This is a genomic window from Pseudoalteromonas nanhaiensis (assembly GCF_051235485.1).
Lineage (GTDB): Bacteria > Pseudomonadota > Gammaproteobacteria > Enterobacterales > Alteromonadaceae > Pseudoalteromonas > Pseudoalteromonas lipolytica_C.
The window spans coordinates 1-18,209 of the sequence record NZ_JBPNYQ010000039.1; the positions used below are offsets into that span (position 1 = coordinate 1).

General features: G+C 42.5%; 13 protein-coding genes and 1 pseudogene. 8 read left to right on the top strand and 6 right to left on the bottom strand.

The window, feature by feature from the left end:
• A pseudogene (locus tag ACSFVZ_RS19845) lies at window positions 1-450 on the top strand (arylsulfatase); the annotation flags it as partial.
• Between the two features lie 44 nt (window positions 451-494).
• On the opposite strand, the gene ACSFVZ_RS19850 reads toward ACSFVZ_RS19845, so the two are convergent.
• The 4 genes from ACSFVZ_RS19850 to ACSFVZ_RS19865 form a co-directional block, all read right to left on the bottom strand.
• Window positions 495-2,738 carry a CDC27 family protein gene (locus tag ACSFVZ_RS19850; protein WP_435559474.1) on the bottom strand — a complete coding sequence of 748 codons (2,244 nt, stop codon included), beginning with the start codon at window positions 2,736-2,738 and terminating at the stop codon, window positions 495-497.
• Window positions 2,739-2,862: 124 nt separating this feature from the next.
• Window positions 2,863-4,089, bottom strand: a complete 1,227-nt coding sequence (locus ACSFVZ_RS19855; RefSeq protein ID WP_235382676.1) for a threonine/serine exporter family protein — start codon at window positions 4,087-4,089, stop codon at window positions 2,863-2,865.
• A 149-nt stretch (window positions 4,090-4,238) separates the two neighbouring features.
• Window positions 4,239-5,459: a glycosyltransferase gene (locus ACSFVZ_RS19860; RefSeq protein ID WP_435559475.1), complete on the bottom strand. Its 1,221-nt coding sequence runs from the start codon at window positions 5,457-5,459 to the stop codon at window positions 4,239-4,241.
• On the bottom strand, window positions 5,456-6,463 hold the full coding sequence (locus ACSFVZ_RS19865; protein WP_138557797.1) for a LacI family DNA-binding transcriptional regulator: 1,008 nt from the start codon (window positions 6,461-6,463) through the stop codon (window positions 5,456-5,458). The genes ACSFVZ_RS19860 and ACSFVZ_RS19865 overlap by 4 nt, the downstream gene beginning before the upstream one ends.
• Window positions 6,464-6,624: 161 nt before the next feature.
• On the opposite strand from ACSFVZ_RS19865, the gene ACSFVZ_RS19870 reads away from it, so the two are divergent.
• From ACSFVZ_RS19870 to ACSFVZ_RS19880, 3 genes are all read left to right on the top strand, one after another.
• Complete coding sequence (locus ACSFVZ_RS19870) at window positions 6,625-9,078, top strand: S9 family peptidase (protein ID WP_435559476.1); 2,454 nt, start codon at window positions 6,625-6,627, stop codon at window positions 9,076-9,078.
• A 340-nt stretch (window positions 9,079-9,418) separates the two neighbouring features.
• A complete protein-coding gene (locus ACSFVZ_RS19875; RefSeq protein WP_135926890.1) occupies window positions 9,419-9,811 on the top strand; it encodes a DUF4345 domain-containing protein in 393 nt (130 codons plus the stop codon).
• Window positions 9,812-9,972: 161 nt separating this feature from the next.
• Window positions 9,973-10,269, top strand: a complete 297-nt coding sequence (locus ACSFVZ_RS19880; protein WP_135926891.1) for a YciI family protein — start codon at window positions 9,973-9,975, stop codon at window positions 10,267-10,269.
• On the opposite strand, the gene ACSFVZ_RS19885 is transcribed toward ACSFVZ_RS19880, so the two are convergent.
• Entirely contained in the window at window positions 10,243-11,151 is a 909-nt protein-coding gene (locus ACSFVZ_RS19885) for a LysR family transcriptional regulator (protein ID WP_435559477.1), read from the bottom strand. The two genes, ACSFVZ_RS19880 and ACSFVZ_RS19885, sit on opposite strands and share 27 nt — an antisense overlap.
• 110 nt (window positions 11,152-11,261) lie before the next feature.
• On the opposite strand from ACSFVZ_RS19885, the gene ACSFVZ_RS19890 reads away from it, so the two are divergent.
• Together ACSFVZ_RS19890 and ACSFVZ_RS19895 are read left to right on the top strand one after the other, a co-directional pair.
• Window positions 11,262-12,020, top strand: a complete 759-nt coding sequence (locus ACSFVZ_RS19890; RefSeq protein WP_435559478.1) for an SDR family NAD(P)-dependent oxidoreductase — start codon at window positions 11,262-11,264, stop codon at window positions 12,018-12,020.
• A gap of 91 nt (window positions 12,021-12,111) precedes the next feature.
• Entirely contained in the window at window positions 12,112-12,729 is a 618-nt protein-coding gene (locus tag ACSFVZ_RS19895; RefSeq protein ID WP_435559481.1) for a LysE family translocator, read from the top strand.
• A gap of 58 nt (window positions 12,730-12,787) precedes the next feature.
• Here ACSFVZ_RS19895 and ACSFVZ_RS19900 read toward each other — a convergent pair whose 3' ends face one another.
• On the bottom strand, window positions 12,788-13,696 hold the full coding sequence (locus ACSFVZ_RS19900) for a LysR family transcriptional regulator (protein ID WP_421966702.1): 909 nt from the start codon (window positions 13,694-13,696) through the stop codon (window positions 12,788-12,790).
• A gap of 118 nt (window positions 13,697-13,814) precedes the next feature.
• On the opposite strand from ACSFVZ_RS19900, the gene ACSFVZ_RS19905 reads away from it, so the two are divergent.
• Window positions 13,815-15,791 (top strand): ligand-gated channel protein, encoded by a 1,977-nt coding sequence (locus tag ACSFVZ_RS19905; protein WP_435559479.1) that lies wholly within the window; start codon window positions 13,815-13,817, stop codon window positions 15,789-15,791.
• 220 nt (window positions 15,792-16,011) lie between these two features.
• Window positions 16,012-18,159: an extracellular catalytic domain type 1 short-chain-length polyhydroxyalkanoate depolymerase gene (locus ACSFVZ_RS19910; RefSeq protein ID WP_435559480.1), complete on the top strand. Its 2,148-nt coding sequence runs from the start codon at window positions 16,012-16,014 to the stop codon at window positions 18,157-18,159.
• Window positions 18,160-18,209: the final 50 nt, after the last annotated feature.

Below are 18,209 nucleotides of genomic sequence, written 5' to 3' on the forward strand. Positions count from 1 at the left end.
TTGAATCAGCTCGTGAAAAACTTGAGAGGGCTTATGGTGCCCTCAACTAGTCAGAACTTGTGTGATGAAGTACTAGCTTATTGGACAGGTAAGGCTGATAAGTCTGCGCGTAATTATTTCTTCTATTACTATGAGTCTCAGCTTACAGCAGTTCGTTTTGGCCCATGGAAAATGCATTTTGCGACTAAACCAAATGGCTTATATTACGAAGACATGGTAACTCATAGCATGCCTAAACTATTTAACTTACGTAAAGATCCATTAGAGCACTATGATGGAGTAACAGGTTTCCATCAAATCATGCGTAAGAGCTGGTTGCTACAGCCAATCATTGCTAAGTTAAACGAACATGTACAATCTTTTGTAGAGTTCCCACCGCGTCAAGAGTCAGCGTCTCTTAACGTGAATGAAGCAATCGAAAAAGCAAAATCACTAAACTATGGTCATTAATTATTAACCATAAGTTAAGTTGAAAAGGGCCTACTTGGCCCTTTTTAATGATTAATACTATTCATCATTTCGAGCTGTTTCACAAACTGCTCAATTTGCTGGTTACCCGGTACCAAGCGGGCTAGGTTTCTGGCATAAAACAGCGCTTGGTTGTAGTTTTCTTCTGCCACATACCACTGCGCCAAACTGTAGCTGATATCTGGGTTATTCGGTGTTAGATTAAAAGCGCGCTCAAGGGCTGATATTGCAGCTGGCATATTGCCTAAATCTTGTAATAGTAGCGCGTAGGTAAACTGATAGTTGGCATTCTCTTGCGCAAACTGCGCTGCTTTTTGTAAATGAGTAAGAGCTGTGTCTTTTTGTTTTGTGCGAATAAGGCTCATTGCCAGGGCATAATGAATATCGCCGCTTTCTGCGTTAACGTCTAAGCCTTGTTTTAAGATAGCTTGCGCTGCTTTTTCATCGCCTTGGTTGCGATATAAATCAGCTAAATTTACATAAGCGGGAGCAAAAATAGGTTCAATACTGATGGATTGTAAATAATATGCTTTGGCTTGTTCTGGCTTTTGTAATGTGAGCGCCAGATTCCCTAAATTAGTATGCGAGTAGCCGCGCTCTGCTTGGTATTGTTGAATATCTTTGTACTCATCGAGCGCTGAATTTAAGCGCTTAGTGTCTTGCTCATTGAGGCCTGCTGGGAACGGCTGAGTTAACATGGCCGCCAGAGCTCTTGCTGCTTCAGCTCTGATTGGTAAATGCTCATCATCTAAAAGCGGGTTTAATAAGCGCCAGCGCTGATTGATATCAAATGGCATGGCCGCTTCAATAGCTGCTTGGCGTTTTAATGGCTCGCTGTCTTTTACTGAGCGAGCAATCGCAACGACAGCGTTGTTATCTGGGCTTGCGGCTAAACGGCTTAATGCTGAAGCGCGAATAATGTCAGGAAAGCCTTTATCTTGCACGATTTTGGTCAGCATGGTTGAGGCATTTGGTAAACGGTTATCGGCGGCATAAAACGCCTCAGAAAAATGCGCAGTGCCAAGGTGTTTTGAATTTGGATGCCAGTCTTTTATTTTGCTAACCGCCCACTGCGGCGTCTTGTCTTCATGGCAGCTATTACAGGCATTTGGAGCATTTGTTTTTAATGTTAAATCTGGGCGTGGTACCCGAAAGCTGTGGTCGCGCCTTGCATCAACTTGCATATAGGTGTTGGCAGGCATATGACAATCAACACATTGGCTACCTTCACTTGCCACTTTATGACCGTGATGTTTCGGCGTATCGAACACCTCTTGGCTATGACATTGCGTACAGGTTTGATTGCCCGGTAGCTTTAATTTACCCGAATGAGGGTTATGACAGTTACTACATGTTACCCCGGCATTGAACATTTTACTTTGTAAAAATGAACCCCAAACATAGTCTTCATCCCACACTTGACCATCAACGTGATAAAGCTCAGGAGTGAGTAATGAGCCTTGAAAGCTTTGTAAAAAGCTATGTGGGTCTTTGCGGTCATCAAGCTGTGAGCGGCGAGCATGACAGGTTGCACACACTTGCACTTGCTCGCTTTTTACTAGTGGCTGCACGCTTTGCATACTGCCATCGGCTTTTTGGGTAAAAAGCGGAGTTTGCTTTTTAATATTATGGGTAAAGCCCTTATCGGCAATACTGCTATCGCCATCAGCCCATTTTAAATGAGCTTGTGGATCGCCATGACACGCTTTACAGCTCACGTTAATGCTTGAATAAGTTGAATCAAAGCTATTCGTTTTAAGGTCAAATTGCTTTTTTAAATCAGTTGAGTGGCAATCGGCACACATGTGATTCCAGTTTTGGCCTTTTTGCGACCAATGAAATAGGTCATGCTGTTTCTGCTCAGGATGCAATACAAACCAGCGCTGACCGCCTTGTGCTTTACTGCGCGAGTCCCATGCAAATGGAAACAGCTGAATGTGACCTTGGCCCATATCAAACATGTATTGCTGCAATGGCTCATAGCCAAATGTGTATAAAACCGGGTAATCAGTTAGCTTGCCATCAAGGTTTGGCATGCTTATAAAAAGTTGTTGGTCTTGTTGATAAAAGCGCGCTGGTTGGCCTTGGTAGTCTAGAGTTTGATCATTGAAATTACCAAGCACCGAAGTGGGAGTGGCTTTTTCCATAGCATGAAAATGATGGGATGTTTGCCAGTCTTCAACTTGGCTCTGATGACAGTTAACACACTGGGATTCTGCAAACACACTAAATGCGAACAAGCTGCATAGCAGCCAAGCCAATCTTATCACTAAATAAATCCTTTTTTATTTTTACCACATGCACTTATGAGTTATATCAGTTTGTTACTGATAAGCAAAGTCGGCTTATTAAAACGAGGGTGTAAAAAAGCCCGATAAACTCGGGCTTAGTAGATTATAGACTTTTCTTCGGTGGAAGCGCGACGTTAGCAAAAATAAGCCCCGCCACTAATGACATAAATATCAAGAAGGTTTGTTGGCCAATATGCTCTGCATAGACGAAATCTTGACCTTCAATTAATGAGTTCAAACCAATATAGGTTTTACTCCCCGGTACTAATACGATTAAACCTTGCATAGCAACAATGGAGGCAGGTGCATTAGCAACACGGTTAAACAAGTTACTAAAAACCCCTACAGATAAAGCGCCAACAAATGTGCCAAGTGTGTAGTCTAGATACATGGCAGATCCAATGCTTGTGCCATAGGCGATAAAGCCAGACGCAATAGACCAACCCGCATGCTTTAGTTTGGTTCTAAAAATCACGATTAGGCTGCTACATAGCATGAATATAGCAAGCCATGCTGTCCATTTTGGTAAAGGATCTGGTTGCACGTAGTCTGCTTGACCAAACATAGCGAAACCAATTCCAATACCAATAAAAGCACCAAAATACAGCTTAAACAGCAGCATGAATGAGTCCATCACCCGTGCTGTACCAGACACCAAGTGCCGTGCTGCAAGCTCAGCTAATCCAAGGGCTAATGCTAAGCCGGGTATAAACACAATGATGGCTGATAGCACCACCAATCGTATGTTTATTTCGGCGTCTAGGTAAACACTGACTGCACACGCGATAATTGCAGAAACAATGGCCACTAAAGGCTCAAGCATATGCGCGACGCGTTTTGAGCGTGTCGACCAAAGCACAAATAAGTACACCACTAAGGTGATCAGTGCTGACCAAAACACATCATTCCAACCGGTACCCATTAACATGGCAAATGCACCGCCAGAGGTTGCAAAAGCAACGCCGGTCATAAATTTATTATACGGGTTTGGCAGGTTGTAAATGATGTCGAGTTGTTTATCGACCTCTTGTAGCGTTAGCTCGCCGTTAAGCATTTTGTTTACTAAATCATCGGTATCTGCCAGCGAGCCTAAGTCGTGATCGCCCGGATCAACACGCGCAACATGGGTATACTCTTCTTCGTGACCATCTGTCCAAATAACAAAGGTCACTGATGTTGGCGACATAACAAAAGATGATTTTAAGCCGAGGTAAGTCGCAACTTCCATTAAGTGCGCTTCTAGTCGGTAAGCAGGTGTACCGTATTTATGAAGCATTTTGCCAAGCTTCACGATAAATTTTCGTTTTTCAGTAAACGTTGCGGTTTTCAAAGGCGTTTTGAACCAAAGGTTAAATTGTTCAGTTAAGGATAGACCAAAATTCAATAAGATATAGTCTAGTCGTAAGACAATATCGCTTAAATTGACCAGCGCGATTTTAGCGACAAAAGCCGCTATGTCTAGTGTTATTTACAGCAAAATCACTTATTTTTAGCTTCAATCCATTGCGCCATATATTGGGTAGATCGCATGGTGTGATGTTTGAGCATTTGGCCGGTAAAATTTTGCTGTCTATGCTGTGCTAATGACTCACTAATGGCGGTGATTTTAGCGATTAACTGCGACTGAAGTTTTGATTTATCATAATATTTTTGCAATAACAGCTGGCCATTTTGCTGTGCCTGAGTAAATAACGCTTCATCTTGATAAAGTGCCACTGCTGCATCAGCAAATTGCTGTGCATCTTCACATATTGCACCTGACCACGGCTCGTTTTGATGCATGCCTTCACTGCCAACCGGAGTTGTTACGCTTGGTGTTTGCATGATCATTGCTTCGAGTAACTTGCCTTTAATACCTGCACCAAAACGCAGTGGAGACAAACACACGCGTGCATCTTCCATGACTTTGTAGGCATCAACAGCCCAGCCTTTTATTAAGAAACCGGTTTTTGGATTGTTCAGCGCTGTTGCCTTTGGTGGCGGGTAAGAGCCATAAATGTGAAGTTCGGCATCGGGCAATTGTTTGCGGATCAGCGGCCAAATTTGTTGTAAGTACAAAACAGCATCCCAGTTTGGCGCATGACGAAAATTACCTATGGTCATAAAGTGTTTACGCTCTGCAAATGCTTTGGTGCTGGTAGGAATATGCTGCAAATCAACCAAAAATGGTAAGTGGTGAAGTAGGGCGCTATCAACTTTGAAAACGTCATTGAGTAGCTGCATCTCGTAGTGCGAGATAATTAAGCTGATGTCTGAGCGTAAAATAGCGGCGATTTCTCGCTTTGCAATATCACTGTGTAAATCGCTATGGCTGAATTCTCGGCCTGCTTTGTGAGCTTCGTGGCGTGCATTTCTGAGGCACTGTAAATCTTCGGTATCAAGAATTTTAAGTGCGTTAGGGCAGTATTTATCGACTCGCCAGCCAAATTGCTCTTCCATCATAAAGCGATCAAACATCACAATATCAGGATTATACGCTTGCACGTACTCATCAAAGCTTGAGCAGTTTAATGCAATTACCTGCGTGGTGATGCCATCTTCGCTGAGATCTACCATATGTTCGGTTTTTTGCGCTGGGCTTGCAAATTCAACTTGCCAATTTTCTGCACGAAAGGCGCGTAGGAGTGACATCATGTGGGTGCCGGCTGCAGACGAATTAGGCTCAGGCCAAACATAGCCGATCACTAACACTTTTTTCATTGACTTGAGTCTCGTATTTTTAAGTTAACATCCACCAAGGTGCGAACTGGGGGTGTTGATTTATCTAATAGTTCTTTTAACACCTGACAGGTGCGTTTACCGATCTCGTCGGCATTAATAGCGATGGTCGAAAGAGAAGGCAGCATTAAGCGTGAATCTTCTAAGTCATCAAAGCCAATAACTTTGATATCTTTACCCGGCTCGAGACCGTGTTGACGCATTGCTTCAATCGCGCCGTAGGCAATAACATCATTAAAACAGACAATGGCTTTGGTATTTGGAGCTTGCTTTATAAGGGTATTAAAGGCTTCTCGACCACCTTGGCGATTGGTCGGCGCTTGAATAACAGGTTTTTCGTCAGTGATATTAAATTGCTCCAGCGCAGATAAAAAACCACTTAAACGTTCATGGTAATCAGATATTTCTGCGGTGCCACCTAAAAAGGCTATATCTTCAATGCCTTGCGATAAAATATGACTGGTTGAAATGTGTGTGCCTTTCTTGTTATCAGGCAAAATACATGGCGCTGCTGAAAATGGAATTTCGCGCATGATATTAATAACCGGAAAACCACTATTTATGAGATCATCTTGCCACTGCTGCTGTGTGCCCGGAGCCGGACACATAATAAATGCTGCTACATTATATTCTTTTAAGGTTTTCACCACTTGGGTTTGTCTTTCTACGCACTCTGCAATATTTACCAGCATCGGCAACATACCAAGCTCAAAAATGTGTTTTTCGAGGCCAACAGCAAGTTGAGCTGAGTAGGGGTTGGTTAAATCATTTATAACCAACGCGACTAGGTTTGATCGTTTACTGCGAAGCGCTGCTGCATCACGGTTATACACATAGCCTAGCTTATCAATGGCTGCCAGCACTTTTTCTTTACTCTTTTTACTGACCTTATCACTGTTGGTAAGGACCAAAGACACGGTTGATTTTGAAACCTGTGCCTGTTCAGCAACATCCCAGATAGTGACTTTGCCTGTCGATTTTTTCATTTTTATTAGCAAAAGTGGTGAATAGCGTGTGTCTATTTTAGCTTAAAGTAGGTGTTTAAGTCACTGATTGGCTGCCAAAAGAGCCGAAACTCTTTATGAAATGCTGCAAACATGTTCTACTTGTTTACATAATCGAAAATAAAAACGAAAAAGGAACGAACATGAAAGCATTTAAATTGCTTTTTGCGCTAGTCATTGGCGCAGCTGTTTGCACACCCAGTTTTGCTAATCAAGGTTATCAAACTCCATCGCCAGCGCTAGCTGCTGTGGTTGACGCTAAGCTTGCGCCGAGTAGTTATTTATCAAATGATGGTCAGTGGCTGGCGTTATTTGATAGAAAACGCATTGATACACTACAAGACTTGGCTAAAGAAGAGTTAAAACTTGCGGGTATTAAGCTTAACCCTGCTAATTTTTCGCGCTCTCGGGTACGTAATAAGTTTACATCTTTAGTGCTTAAGCATGTTGAAACCGGCTCTGAAATTGTTGTATCGGGTTTGCCAAATGGCATTTTACGCTCACCAAGTTGGTCAAGTGACAGTCAGTACTTAGCGTTTGTGGTTGAGCAAGCATCCAGTGCTAATTTATGGGTTTATAATGTTAGTACTAAACAAGCCCGTCAGTTAAGTGACACCTCGCTTAATTCGGTTTTAACCAGCACACCTTATACTTGGCTACCAGATAGCAGCGCCATTGTTGCTAATGCAGCGGTTAATATTGGTAAAGCTCGCTTAACAAACGATAGCACGCAAGTGATGCCTGTTATTCAACAAAGTAGTGGTGAGAAAGCACCAGCGAGAACTTATCAAAACTTATTAACCAGCCCATTTGATGAAGCCCTATTTAAGTTTTACGCACAAAGCCAATTAACTTATATTCCGCTCAGTGGTCAGGGCCAACCGATTGGTCAACCTGGGTTAATTAAAGCGTTTTCGGTCTCGCCTGATTCAACCAACATTTTGGTTGGTATGATTGATGAGCCTTTTTCATATCAAGTACCTTTCAGTCGTTTTGCTGCTACATGGCAAATTTGGGGCATGCGTGGTTATACTTTAGCTGAGCTCGCAAAACAGCCTTTAGCAGATAACATTCCACAAGGTTATGACAGTGTGCGTACTGGTCGCCGTGATTTTCAATGGCGAGCAGATCAAGGGGCTGAGGTTATTTGGGCTGAGGCCCAAGACGGCGGTGATATGAAAAACGACGTGCCTTATCACGATCATCTTTATAGTTTAAAAGCCCCTTTTAAACGCGATGCTAAGTTATTTGCCAAAGTTGAACGCCGTTTTGACTCAATTGCTTGGGGCAATGGCAATGTAGCCTTGTTATCTGAGTGGCGCTTTAGCGACCGACAAAAACGAGTTTTTGTTATTCAACCGCGTAATGCAGATAAAAACCGCGTGCTATTTTCTGAGCGTAGCTATAACGATGCCTACAAAGATCCCGGCTATCCAATTTATGAAAAGAATGACTTAGGTGCTGATGTATTAAAAGTGGTTGGCGGTCGTTACCTTTTCTTACGCGGTAACGGTGCATCTGAACAAGGCAATATTCCGTTTTTAGACCGTTATGATGTAAAAACCAATACCACAACACGCGTTTGGCAGTCAGAAGCGCCATACTATGAGCGTGTGCGTGCAATGCTTGATGACGAAGGCGAACGTTTAATTACCATTCGTGAATCTAAAACTGAGCAGCCTAACTTCTTTATTCGCGACTTAGACGATAAAACCCTCACTCAACTTACGACCTTTGAGCACCCTTACCCAGAATTTAAAGGAGTGACTAAAGAGTTAATTCGATACAAACGTGACGATGGCGTTGAGCTAAGTGGTACGCTTTATTTGCCGCCGGGTTATGATGCAACTCAAGGCTCGTTACCAGTTCTAATGTGGGCTTATCCACTTGAATATAAAGATAAAGCTGTTGCGTCACAAATGCGCGAATCGCCGTATGAATTTACCTACATCGGTTATTGGGGTCCAATGCCTTATCTTGCAAAAGGTATTGCCGTATTTGACGACCCGAAAATGCCAATTGTGGGAGTTGACGGTAAAGAGCCAAACGACTTATTCCGTAAGCAGCTGGTGGCAAGTGCTAAAGCTGCGGTAGATGTACTTGTAGAAAAAGGTGTGGCAGATAAAGACAAAATAGCCATTGCCGGTCACTCGTATGGTGCCTTTATGGTGGCGAATTTATTAGCGCATAGCGATTTATTCAAAACAGGTATTGCACGCAGTGGTGCTTACAACCGTACCCTAACGCCATTTGGTTTCCAAGGTGAAGAGCGTGATTTTTGGCAAGCACAAGATGTGTACGCGGCGATGTCACCGTTTTTCCATGCTGAGAAAATCAATGAGCCTATGCTGATGATCCACGGTCAAGAAGATCCAAATTCGGGTACCTTCCCAATGCAAAGCGAGCGTATGTACGCTGCATTAAAAGGCCTAGGAAAAGAGGCTCGTTTAGTGATGTTACCTTATGAGGCGCATGGCTATCGCGCTCGTAAGAGCCTGCTACATGTGCTTTGGGAGCAAGAACAGTGGTTAGATAAATACTTATTAAGTGACGAAAAACCCGAAGAGCCAGTTGCCGTTGAAGGTGACACTCAGTAATTATTTAGTTACTTATATTAAAAATCCCCGCCCTTTAAGCGGGGATTTTTGTATTGGCTACTTGCATATTCTTTTATCGATTTATATTTAAAAACTGGCAAATGATCATAAGCATGAGAATGTAAGATTTTTCTGATTTAACCAATATTAATTAAAATATTCTTACTAAGTCCGTCAAGTGGTAGTAGATTTAGACTGAATGGTGAAACAAGCAGTTTACCAACTCTAGGATAAATGATGTTCTAGTTATCAGTCATGTATATGGTTTTTGATGCTGGTTGTGGGGTGAGTATCGGCCGGAACTAAATTTTCATACTAAGAGATTTGACCAATGGTAAAGATGAAAATAGATAAAAGTTGTGCCTTACTTCTTATTGCGTCTTTTGGCTTAATTCCTATAGCTCTTTCTTATGGAGTAAATCCTGAGCTAAGTCTAAATTACCTGTTTGAGCTAGATATAAACAATGTTAATGGCAATCATATTTTTAGAGCTGTCATGTTTTTGTACATATTTAATTTGGCGTTCTGGCTTTTAGGGGTTGTAAGAGCATCGTATCGTCGTATTGCATTAATCGCGTTATCTATATTTATGCTTGGTTTAGCAATGGGTAGGTTATTAAGCTTCATGTTAGACGGGTTGCCCCACTGGCTATTAATTTTATATTTTATATTGGAATTTTCTATAGGTTTCAGTGCTTTGTTTCTTATAACACAAAAGCAGAATGAAGAGTAAAAAACACTCATTGGATTGGTTGAATTGAGTCAATAATAAACCGCCATTTTTACACGAACGTGGTTTAAGCTTCTAATTTTATTTTTTAATTTTCAGCTTTTGTTTAAAATTGCTACAGCAATTTGAAAGTGAGTTCACTAATACATTAAAGGAATAATGAAATGTTTATAATTCAACTAACGTTTTCTGATAATAAGTCTCAAGCTAAAGATTTCATGGAAGGCCATAAAAAGTGGCTTCAGACAGGCTTTGATAAAGGTATTTTTGTATTATCTGGAAGCTTGCAGCCTAACGCAGGCGGCGGCATTATTGCAGTCGATGTTTCAAAACAGGAGATCGAAGAAATTATAGCTGAAGATCCTTTTGTAATCGAAAATGTAGTTAAATCTGAAATCATTGAGTTAACGCCATCTAAAGCTGATGAACGCTTATCATTTTTGTTTGATAATCGGTTTTAATTGCTCGCTTAACCAATCAATAAACACTCGGGTGCGCCTTGGTAAATGACGTCGATTTGGGTAGACTATGTTCATAGGCATGGGCGGCAAATTATAGTCAGGTAAAACTTGGATAAGTTCACCACGGCTGAGCTCGTCGAGAACCCCATGACGAGGCACTTGAATAAGGCCAAGCCCTGCTAAACACGCTGCTTTATAAGCATCAGTATTGTTGACTGTGAGCTGTGATTTCATGGTGAGGGTTTGCCAATCGCCTTGTGTATCTTGGTATTCGAAGCCGGGGTCAAGTCGACCGAGTGTTTGGCTATAGCGAACAATGTAGTGCTCGGCTAAATCGCTAAGTTTTGTGATGTTGCCATAGTTTTTAATATAACCTGGGCTTACACAGTTAATCATCGGGCAGTGGCCAATTCTTTTCGCAATCAGCGATGAGTCTTCTAATTGACCGACTCGCACTACGCAATCAAAGCCTTCTTCAATTAGGTTAACTCGTCTATCTGAACTACTCAGTTCAATCTCTAATTGCGGGTGTGCAGATAAAAAGCTGTCTAGATTCGGCAGCACTAAACGTCTGCTAATTGGCTGTGGCATATCTACTCTAAGACGCCCTGATAACGCTTCGTCTTTTTTATGAAATAGGGTTTGTAGTTCGTCTATATCAGCAAGCATATCTTTACAGCGTTGATAAAAAACCGTGCCTTCGTTGGTCAGCGTAACTCGCCTTGTTGTGCGGTTTAAAAGCCGAGCACCTAACGTATCTTCGAGTTGTTTGACCAACTGCGAGACGGATGATTTAGGCATGCTCAACGCAAGTGCTGCAGCTGAAAAGCTTTTTAGCTCTGCAACCTGAACAAAGGTTTTCATGGCATTTAGTTCATTCATGATTGTTTGTTATTTGCGAACAGTTAATTCAATTTTACATGGTTTATCTGAATTTGCAGTGTAAATATACTGGTTGCTCACAATTACTTCAAAGCAAAAGGGTAAACACGATGAGCAACAAAATTGCAGTGATCACAGGTGGTAATCGCGGTTTAGGTAAAAATACTGTTTTAAGTTTGGCACGTAAGAACATTGATTGCGTATTTACTTACAGAAGCCATAAAGATGAAGCACAGCAGGTTGTAGAAGAAGTAGCTGCACTGGGGGCAAAAGCCGTCGCCATTCAACTTGATGTGAGCGATATATTAGGTTTTGCTGAATTCAAACAAACACTTGAAAGTACCTTAACAACACAATGGCAAACATCTCGATTTGATTATTTAATTAATAACGCAGGCCATGGCAGTGACAGTGCATTTGCTGATACCAGCGAAGCTATGTTTGATAATTTGATGAATGTACATGTAAAAGGTGTGTTTTTCTTAACGCAAACATTGCATGAGATGATCAATGATGGCGGGCGTATTATTAACTTATCTTCAGGGCTGACACGTTTTGCATTACCAGGAAAAGCGGCCTACGCCACCATGAAAGGTGCCGTTGAGGTATTGACCAAATACATGGCAAAAGAACTTGCTGCAAGCAATATTGCCGTGAATGTCGTCGCACCTGGTGCAATTGCCACTGATTTTGGCGGTGGTGCTGTCCGTGATAATGAGCATGTAGCTCAATTGGTCAGTTCATTTACAGCTATGGGACGCGTTGGCCAAGCTGATGATATTGGCCCTATGATTGCGCAATTACTCGGTGATGAAAACCGATGGGTGACCGGGCAACGCATTGAAGCATCGGGCGGTATGTTTTTATAAGCCTGTTAGCAATCGCGTGTTTGTTTGCTTATTTAAGTGAATGTGATTTAATCGCTTTCTCTTTTTAAGCAATAAACATGTGATTGCATTTATGCTCGATTTAGCAGTACTCGCGGTTTTTATTCCGACCTTTTTCTTTGTTTCTATTACACCTGGTATGTGTATGACGCTCGCCATGACGTTAGGGATGAGTGTGGGCGTTAGACGTACGCTTTGGATGATGGTAGGCGAGGTGTTAGGCGTTGCCACGGTAGCCATTGCTGCGGTGATTGGGGTTGCCAGTATTATGCTTAATTACCCTGACTTATTTGCCTTTTTAAAATACCTAGGTGGCGCGTACTTAATTTACCTAGGTGTTAATATGTGGCGCGCTAAAACCAGCTTTAAACCTAACGATGATACACAGCAACAAATTGGTCGTGGGCAATTATTTTCGCAGGGTTATATCACTGCCATTGCAAACCCAAAAGGGTGGGCATTTATGATTTCTTTATTGCCACCATTTATTAATGTTGATTTAGCGGTTGCCCCTCAGCTTGCGGTATTAGTGAGCATTATTATGCTGAGCGAATTTATCTGTATGTTGATTTACGCAACAGGCGGAAAGAGCTTAAGGCTGTTTTTAGATAAAGGCGATAATGTGAAGTGGTTACACCGTATTGCTGGCGCGCTAATGATGTGTGTGGGCGTTTGGCTGGCGCTGGGTTAATACTAATTTGGATGATACCCATCCGAATACGGCAAATGGGTATTATCCTTGTAGCGTCTTAATCAACTAACTCAACTTGCTTAGACACATGGTTAAAGCACAGTTTTAACGTATCAATGGCAGTTTTTGTTTTTGCCGCTAAGCTGTCTCTGGCAGGTGTTACGGCATAAACAGTGTAATTTGGCATTGCCCATTCGGGTGCAATTTCAACCAGCTCTTTCGATTTTAGTAAATGTCTTACTTCTGGCTCTGGTAGCACGCCATAGCCAACACCATCACACACTAATTTAATTAAGCTTTGCATATTATTTACGGTGATCTTTGCTTTTGGTAATGGCTTGCTTGCCAGCGTTAATGGGTTAAACGCGTTGCTGTCGGCATTGCTGTGTGCAATACGGGCAAAGTTACCAAGGTCATCCCAACTGGCTTTATCAAGTTTGCTAATTGCATGATCTTTATGAGCACATAACTTTAACGGCCAAGTTGCTAACTTACGAGCAACGAGATTTGAGTCAGTTAATGGGCCAATCGCAATCGCTAAGTCAGCGCCGCATTTGATCATATCAATTGGCTCATCAGTCAAAATTAACTGAATACGTAAATCATCAAACTCGTTAATTAAGCGATCTAGTGGTTCGCTTAGCAATCCACCACCAAAACCCACCGGCGCAACTAATTTGAGCTCACCACTTGGCTTATTTTGTAGATTTTGTAACTGCGTACTGGCTTGATCTGCCAGTGCTAGCATTTTTAAACAGCTTTGATAATACAGGTGGCCAGCTTCGGTCAAAGTGAGTTCGCGAGGGCTGCGGTTAAATAGGCTCAATCCGATTTCTTGTTCTAATTGCTTAATGTGTTGACTGACAGCCGATGTGGTCATCGATAACTCTGCCGCTGCACTGCTCATATTGCCCGTTTCAACAGTACGAGAAAATACACGCAATGTTTTGATCAGCTTGGAATTCATGGTTCAGGCCTTCTTAATTCAGTTTTAAGAAATCGTAAATTGTGAAAATCGGGACTTCTCATTAGTATGCAAACGCTAATTATTATCATTTATAAACAAAAAGTCACGGAGTATTATTATGACGAGGGTTGTTTCTTCTGTTTTACCACTCACCGCTGCTGTGTTAGCAGGTCTTTCCCATTTTGCATACGCTGATGACAAAAAACAAGACATGGAGGTCATCGTTGTATCGGCTTCCGGTTACGAGCAAATGCTAAAAGAGGCGCCAGCCAGTATCAGCGTTATTGATCGTGAACAACTTGAAAAACGTTTTTATCGTGATCTAACCGATGCGATGACTGACGTACCCGGTGTGGTTGTTACAGGTGGTGGCGACAGAAAAGATATCAGTCTTCGCGGTATGGCAAGTCAATATACTTTGATTTTAATTGATGGTCAGCGTCAAACCTCACGTGAAACACGACCAAATAGTGATGGCCCAGGTATTGAAGGGGCATGGACTCCGCCTATTTCAGCGATAGATCGAATTGAAGTTATTCGTGGCCCTATGTCGTCGTTATATGGCTCAGATGCCATTGGTGGGGTTATAAATATTATAACCCGTAAAACACCAGAAAAGTGGTACGGCGAACTACGTTTAGATAGCACCATTCAAGAATCAAGTGAATCGGGTGATATTAATCAAGGTAGTTTCTTTACTGCGGGTGGCTTAATTCCTGAGTTATTAGGTATGCAGTTATCGGGTCAGTTCTCAAAACGTGACGAAGACGATTTTGAAGCCGGTTTTCGTGGTAAAGAGCAAAGCAATATCAAAGCAAAGTTTATCTTAACGCCCTCTGATAACCACGAAATCATGCTTGAAGTCGGCTCTGCAAAACAAAAACTCGACGAAACATTAGGTAAAACAGTTGCTCCTTTAGCAGAAGGCGAAAGTTGTGGTCGAAATGGTTGCCCTGAGTCATCAACCACAGAATATGACCAAGAAAGCTACTCACTAAGCCATAATGGCTTTTATGATTTTGGCTCATCACGCAGCTACTTAAAGTACGATAAATTCGATAATACCTCTCGTGAAATGTACGTCGAAAATACCGATGCGCAAACAAGTTGGACTTTACCGTTTACCAATCATAATGCAGCATTTGGTGCGTCATATTTAAAAGAAGAGCTGGACGATTATACCAGTAACCGCATTAGTGATTTAACGCACGTTGAGAACGAGCAGTGGTCAGTATTTGCAGAAGATGAGTGGGCAGCAACGAAGCAATTTAAACTCACTACCGGTCTTCGTTATGACCATGATGGTAATTTTTCAGGCCATTTCAGCCCGCGTTTATATGGTGTGTATACAGCAACTAATTCGTTGACGGTGAAAGGCGGTATCTCAACAGGCTTTAGAGCGCCGAATATTCGTCAATCTACCGCGGCCTGGGGGCAAGTGAGCCGAGGTGGTAATATTTACGGTAACCCAGATTTAAGCCCTGAAAAATCAGTAAACTACGAAATGGGTATCTACTATGATGCCAGCCGTGATTTATCGCTTTCAAGCACCGTATTTTACAACGAGTTTGAAGATAAAATTACCCGTATTTCGTGCCCACTCACTCAGTGTACTGATGGACCAAACCAGTTTGGTTCAATGCCAACGACCTATGTCAATGTGGATGAAGCCGTTACGCAAGGCTTTGAGTTATCAGTATCTTACGACATTACCAGTGAGCTTGATGTCAGTGCCAACTACACCTACACCGATTCTGAGCAAAAAACCGGTGAATACAAAGGCAGCCCACTTAACCAATTACCTAAGCATATTTTACAAACTTCAGTTAATTGGCGCCCGGTTGATAAATTAGGCACCTGGTTGCGTGTACATTACCGCGGTGAAGAAAGCCAGCCGACAACAGGCCCATCGCAAGACAGCTTAATTGCGCCAGATTACACCTTGGCTGATATTGGTGGTAACTACGATTTAAGCCGCAGCATTAAGTTAGGATTTGGTGTTTATAACTTGTTTGATAAAGAAATTACCGAAGCTGAATACGGCTATGTTGAAGATGGTCGTCGTTATTGGCTATCAGTAGGGTTTAATTTTTAAGCTCTTCATTAGCAAAAGCAAAGCCAACGAGTTATGTTGGCTTTGTTAATATAATTGACTTTAATTTTAAAAATAACAATAAATTGAGTGGCGCTACTTTTGGGTTGTTTTTTAATGATTGTATAGCACTATAGTTATAGTTCGCTTTTTTAATAGTTCTACTACATTGGGTTAGTCATCAACTGACAGACAACAATGATAACAACTATAAAGGCGATATATGCAAAAAGTAACACAATTATGTAAACGAAAATCAGCTTCGTTTACTCCGCTCGCAGTGCTCTGTGCTGCTATTTTCTCACAGCCAAGTTTTGCAGGGAGTTGGCAGCAAAATGTCAGCATCGGCGGTTTTAATAATGTTCATATTTACACTCCTGATACGCAATCAAGCATAGGCAATGGCCATTCTTTGATGCTGGTACTGCATGGCTGCGTACAACCCATTAATAACTACTTAACAGCGAATCTTGAAGATGCAGCCGAAGCCCATGGCATGGTAATAGCCGTTCCTGATGCTATGAATAAAGCAGGCTATAGCTGCTGGTCATATTGGCAAGGAGCAATCAATCGTAGCTCTGGCGATTATAAAAATCTGATTAATTTAGCCAATGCATTAAGTGGTGATGCGGCGCGAAATATTGACCCTAAACAAGTGTACATTGCAGGTTTATCATCTGGGGCGGCAATGGCTGCACAAACGGCTTGTGTAGCGCCTGATGTATTTGCCGGGGTTGCACCAAGCGCCGGGCCGACCATCGGCACAAGTTCAAGTGGGGCAATTTCGACTTGTGAAACAGTGTCTGAAAACACCTTTGTATCCCGCTGTGAAAGCTATGCTGGTAGTTATAAAGATCATTTTGCCACCCAAATAGCGGCAATAGGTCACGGCACTGCCGATACCACAGTCAATACCTGTTATAACCAGCAAAACGCAGATGGCTTTGCTGCGCTTTATGGGGTTAATCAACTTTCAGGCACGACGACAATAAGTGATGATGCAACGCGTACCGCTGAGCTGTCACTTTGGCAAGACAATCGGGTTGCTATGCTGTGGTTTAATAATTTGGATCATTCGTGGTCGGGCGGGCAAGGTGCGTCTGGCGATTATGTTGCGGCAAACAGCATTAATTTTGCAACCTATCTCGGTGAGTACTTTGCGGCTAATAATAAACGAGTTGATCGTAATGAAGGCCCTGAAATTAGTAATTTAACTGCCACAGACAGTAATAACCAGCTCACCATTACTGGCAGTGCAATCGACCCAGAAGGCAGTGTAACGAATGTTGATATTAACGTGTATAGCCTAGCTGGTGGCGCGGCAAGCTTAATTGAGTCACTGAACGTGCAAGTCGATGCGAATAATACCTTTAGCGGGGTGACAAGTGCACTCAGCGATGGTCTTTATGAAGTGCGTGTAAGTGCTACAGATAACGAAGCGAAACAAGGTGATGAAGCTAATCTTACGGTACGTGTAGGGCCAGAACCTGCGGCTACAGCACCGGTACTGAGTGATACTGCGGCAAGTGTAAACGGGCAGTGCGCTACAGTAACGGGCACGGTGATTGATGATAATCAAAACTTAAGTAGCGTTGTGGTAAGTTTTAGCAATGGTGATGTGACGGCTACAGTAAATGGGCTTGAGTACTTTGCTGAGCAATGCAATTTGGCTGGTGGCAATAATACCGCAGTGATCACCGCGAGCGATGATACTTTGCTGACATCAACAGATAGCATTAGTTTTGTCATCGATGCTGGCGTGACAGGCGATTACAATCTTCATATCAACGAAGGCCATATTAGCTGGGGCGAAGGTTATTCTGCCTGTTATTTAGCGTTTGGAACCGCAGCCTTTACTATGCGCGAGTATTCTGCGGGCACAAATCAATGTCAGTGGATTGCTGATGATGATTCAAGTTGTGCTGGGCCATTGCAGGCATGCAAAACCACCACCGAACCGACTAATGACGCAGATAACGACGGTGTGCTCGATGGCGCAGATAATTGCCCGAATGTAGCGAATGCTGATCAAGCCGATAACGATAATGACGGGATTGGTAATGTGTGTGACAGTACTCCTAATGGTGAAACGAGTGACTCCGACAGCGATGGTGTCAGTGATAGCCTAGATAACTGCCCGCTGGTGGCCAATAGTGATCAGTTAGATAGTGATGCTGATGGTGTGGGTGATGCGTGTGACTCAACACCGAATGGTGATTACCAATGCACTGAAACCACCTCAAGCAACTATGCACATGTGCAAGCAAACCGCGCAACTACGAATGGCTCTTACGCCTATGCGGTGGGCTCAGGTGATAACCTTGGTCTTTATAACACCTTTTATACTAGTACTCTTTCACATATATTTTGATCAGTTGCCCCTACTTAAATTCAGGTAACTGATCTTTTTCAATCAATAAT

What these genes read in the sequence shown, in the direction of transcription:
- ACSFVZ_RS19860 (WP_435559475.1), bottom strand. Translation starts at nt 5,459, where the DNA reads ATGAAAAAAGTGTTAGTGATCGGCTATGTTTGGCCTGAGCCTAATTCG.
- ACSFVZ_RS19865 (WP_138557797.1), bottom strand. Translation starts at nt 6,463, where the DNA reads ATGAAAAAATCGACAGGCAAAGTCACTATCTGGGATGTTGCTGAACAG.
- ACSFVZ_RS19870 (WP_435559476.1), top strand. Translation starts at nt 6,625, where the DNA reads ATGAAAGCATTTAAATTGCTTTTTGCGCTAGTCATTGGCGCAGCTGTT.
- ACSFVZ_RS19875 (WP_135926890.1), top strand. Translation starts at nt 9,419, where the DNA reads ATGAAAATAGATAAAAGTTGTGCCTTACTTCTTATTGCGTCTTTTGGC.
- ACSFVZ_RS19880 (WP_135926891.1), top strand. Translation starts at nt 9,973, where the DNA reads ATGTTTATAATTCAACTAACGTTTTCTGATAATAAGTCTCAAGCTAAA.
- ACSFVZ_RS19885 (WP_435559477.1), bottom strand. Translation starts at nt 11,151, where the DNA reads ATGAATGAACTAAATGCCATGAAAACCTTTGTTCAGGTTGCAGAGCTA.
- ACSFVZ_RS19890 (WP_435559478.1), top strand. Translation starts at nt 11,262, where the DNA reads ATGAGCAACAAAATTGCAGTGATCACAGGTGGTAATCGCGGTTTAGGT.
- ACSFVZ_RS19895 (WP_435559481.1), top strand. Translation starts at nt 12,112, where the DNA reads ATGCTCGATTTAGCAGTACTCGCGGTTTTTATTCCGACCTTTTTCTTT.
- ACSFVZ_RS19900 (WP_421966702.1), bottom strand. Translation starts at nt 13,696, where the DNA reads ATGAATTCCAAGCTGATCAAAACATTGCGTGTATTTTCTCGTACTGTT.
- ACSFVZ_RS19905 (WP_435559479.1), top strand. Translation starts at nt 13,815, where the DNA reads ATGACGAGGGTTGTTTCTTCTGTTTTACCACTCACCGCTGCTGTGTTA.
- ACSFVZ_RS19910 (WP_435559480.1), top strand. Translation starts at nt 16,012, where the DNA reads ATGCAAAAAGTAACACAATTATGTAAACGAAAATCAGCTTCGTTTACT.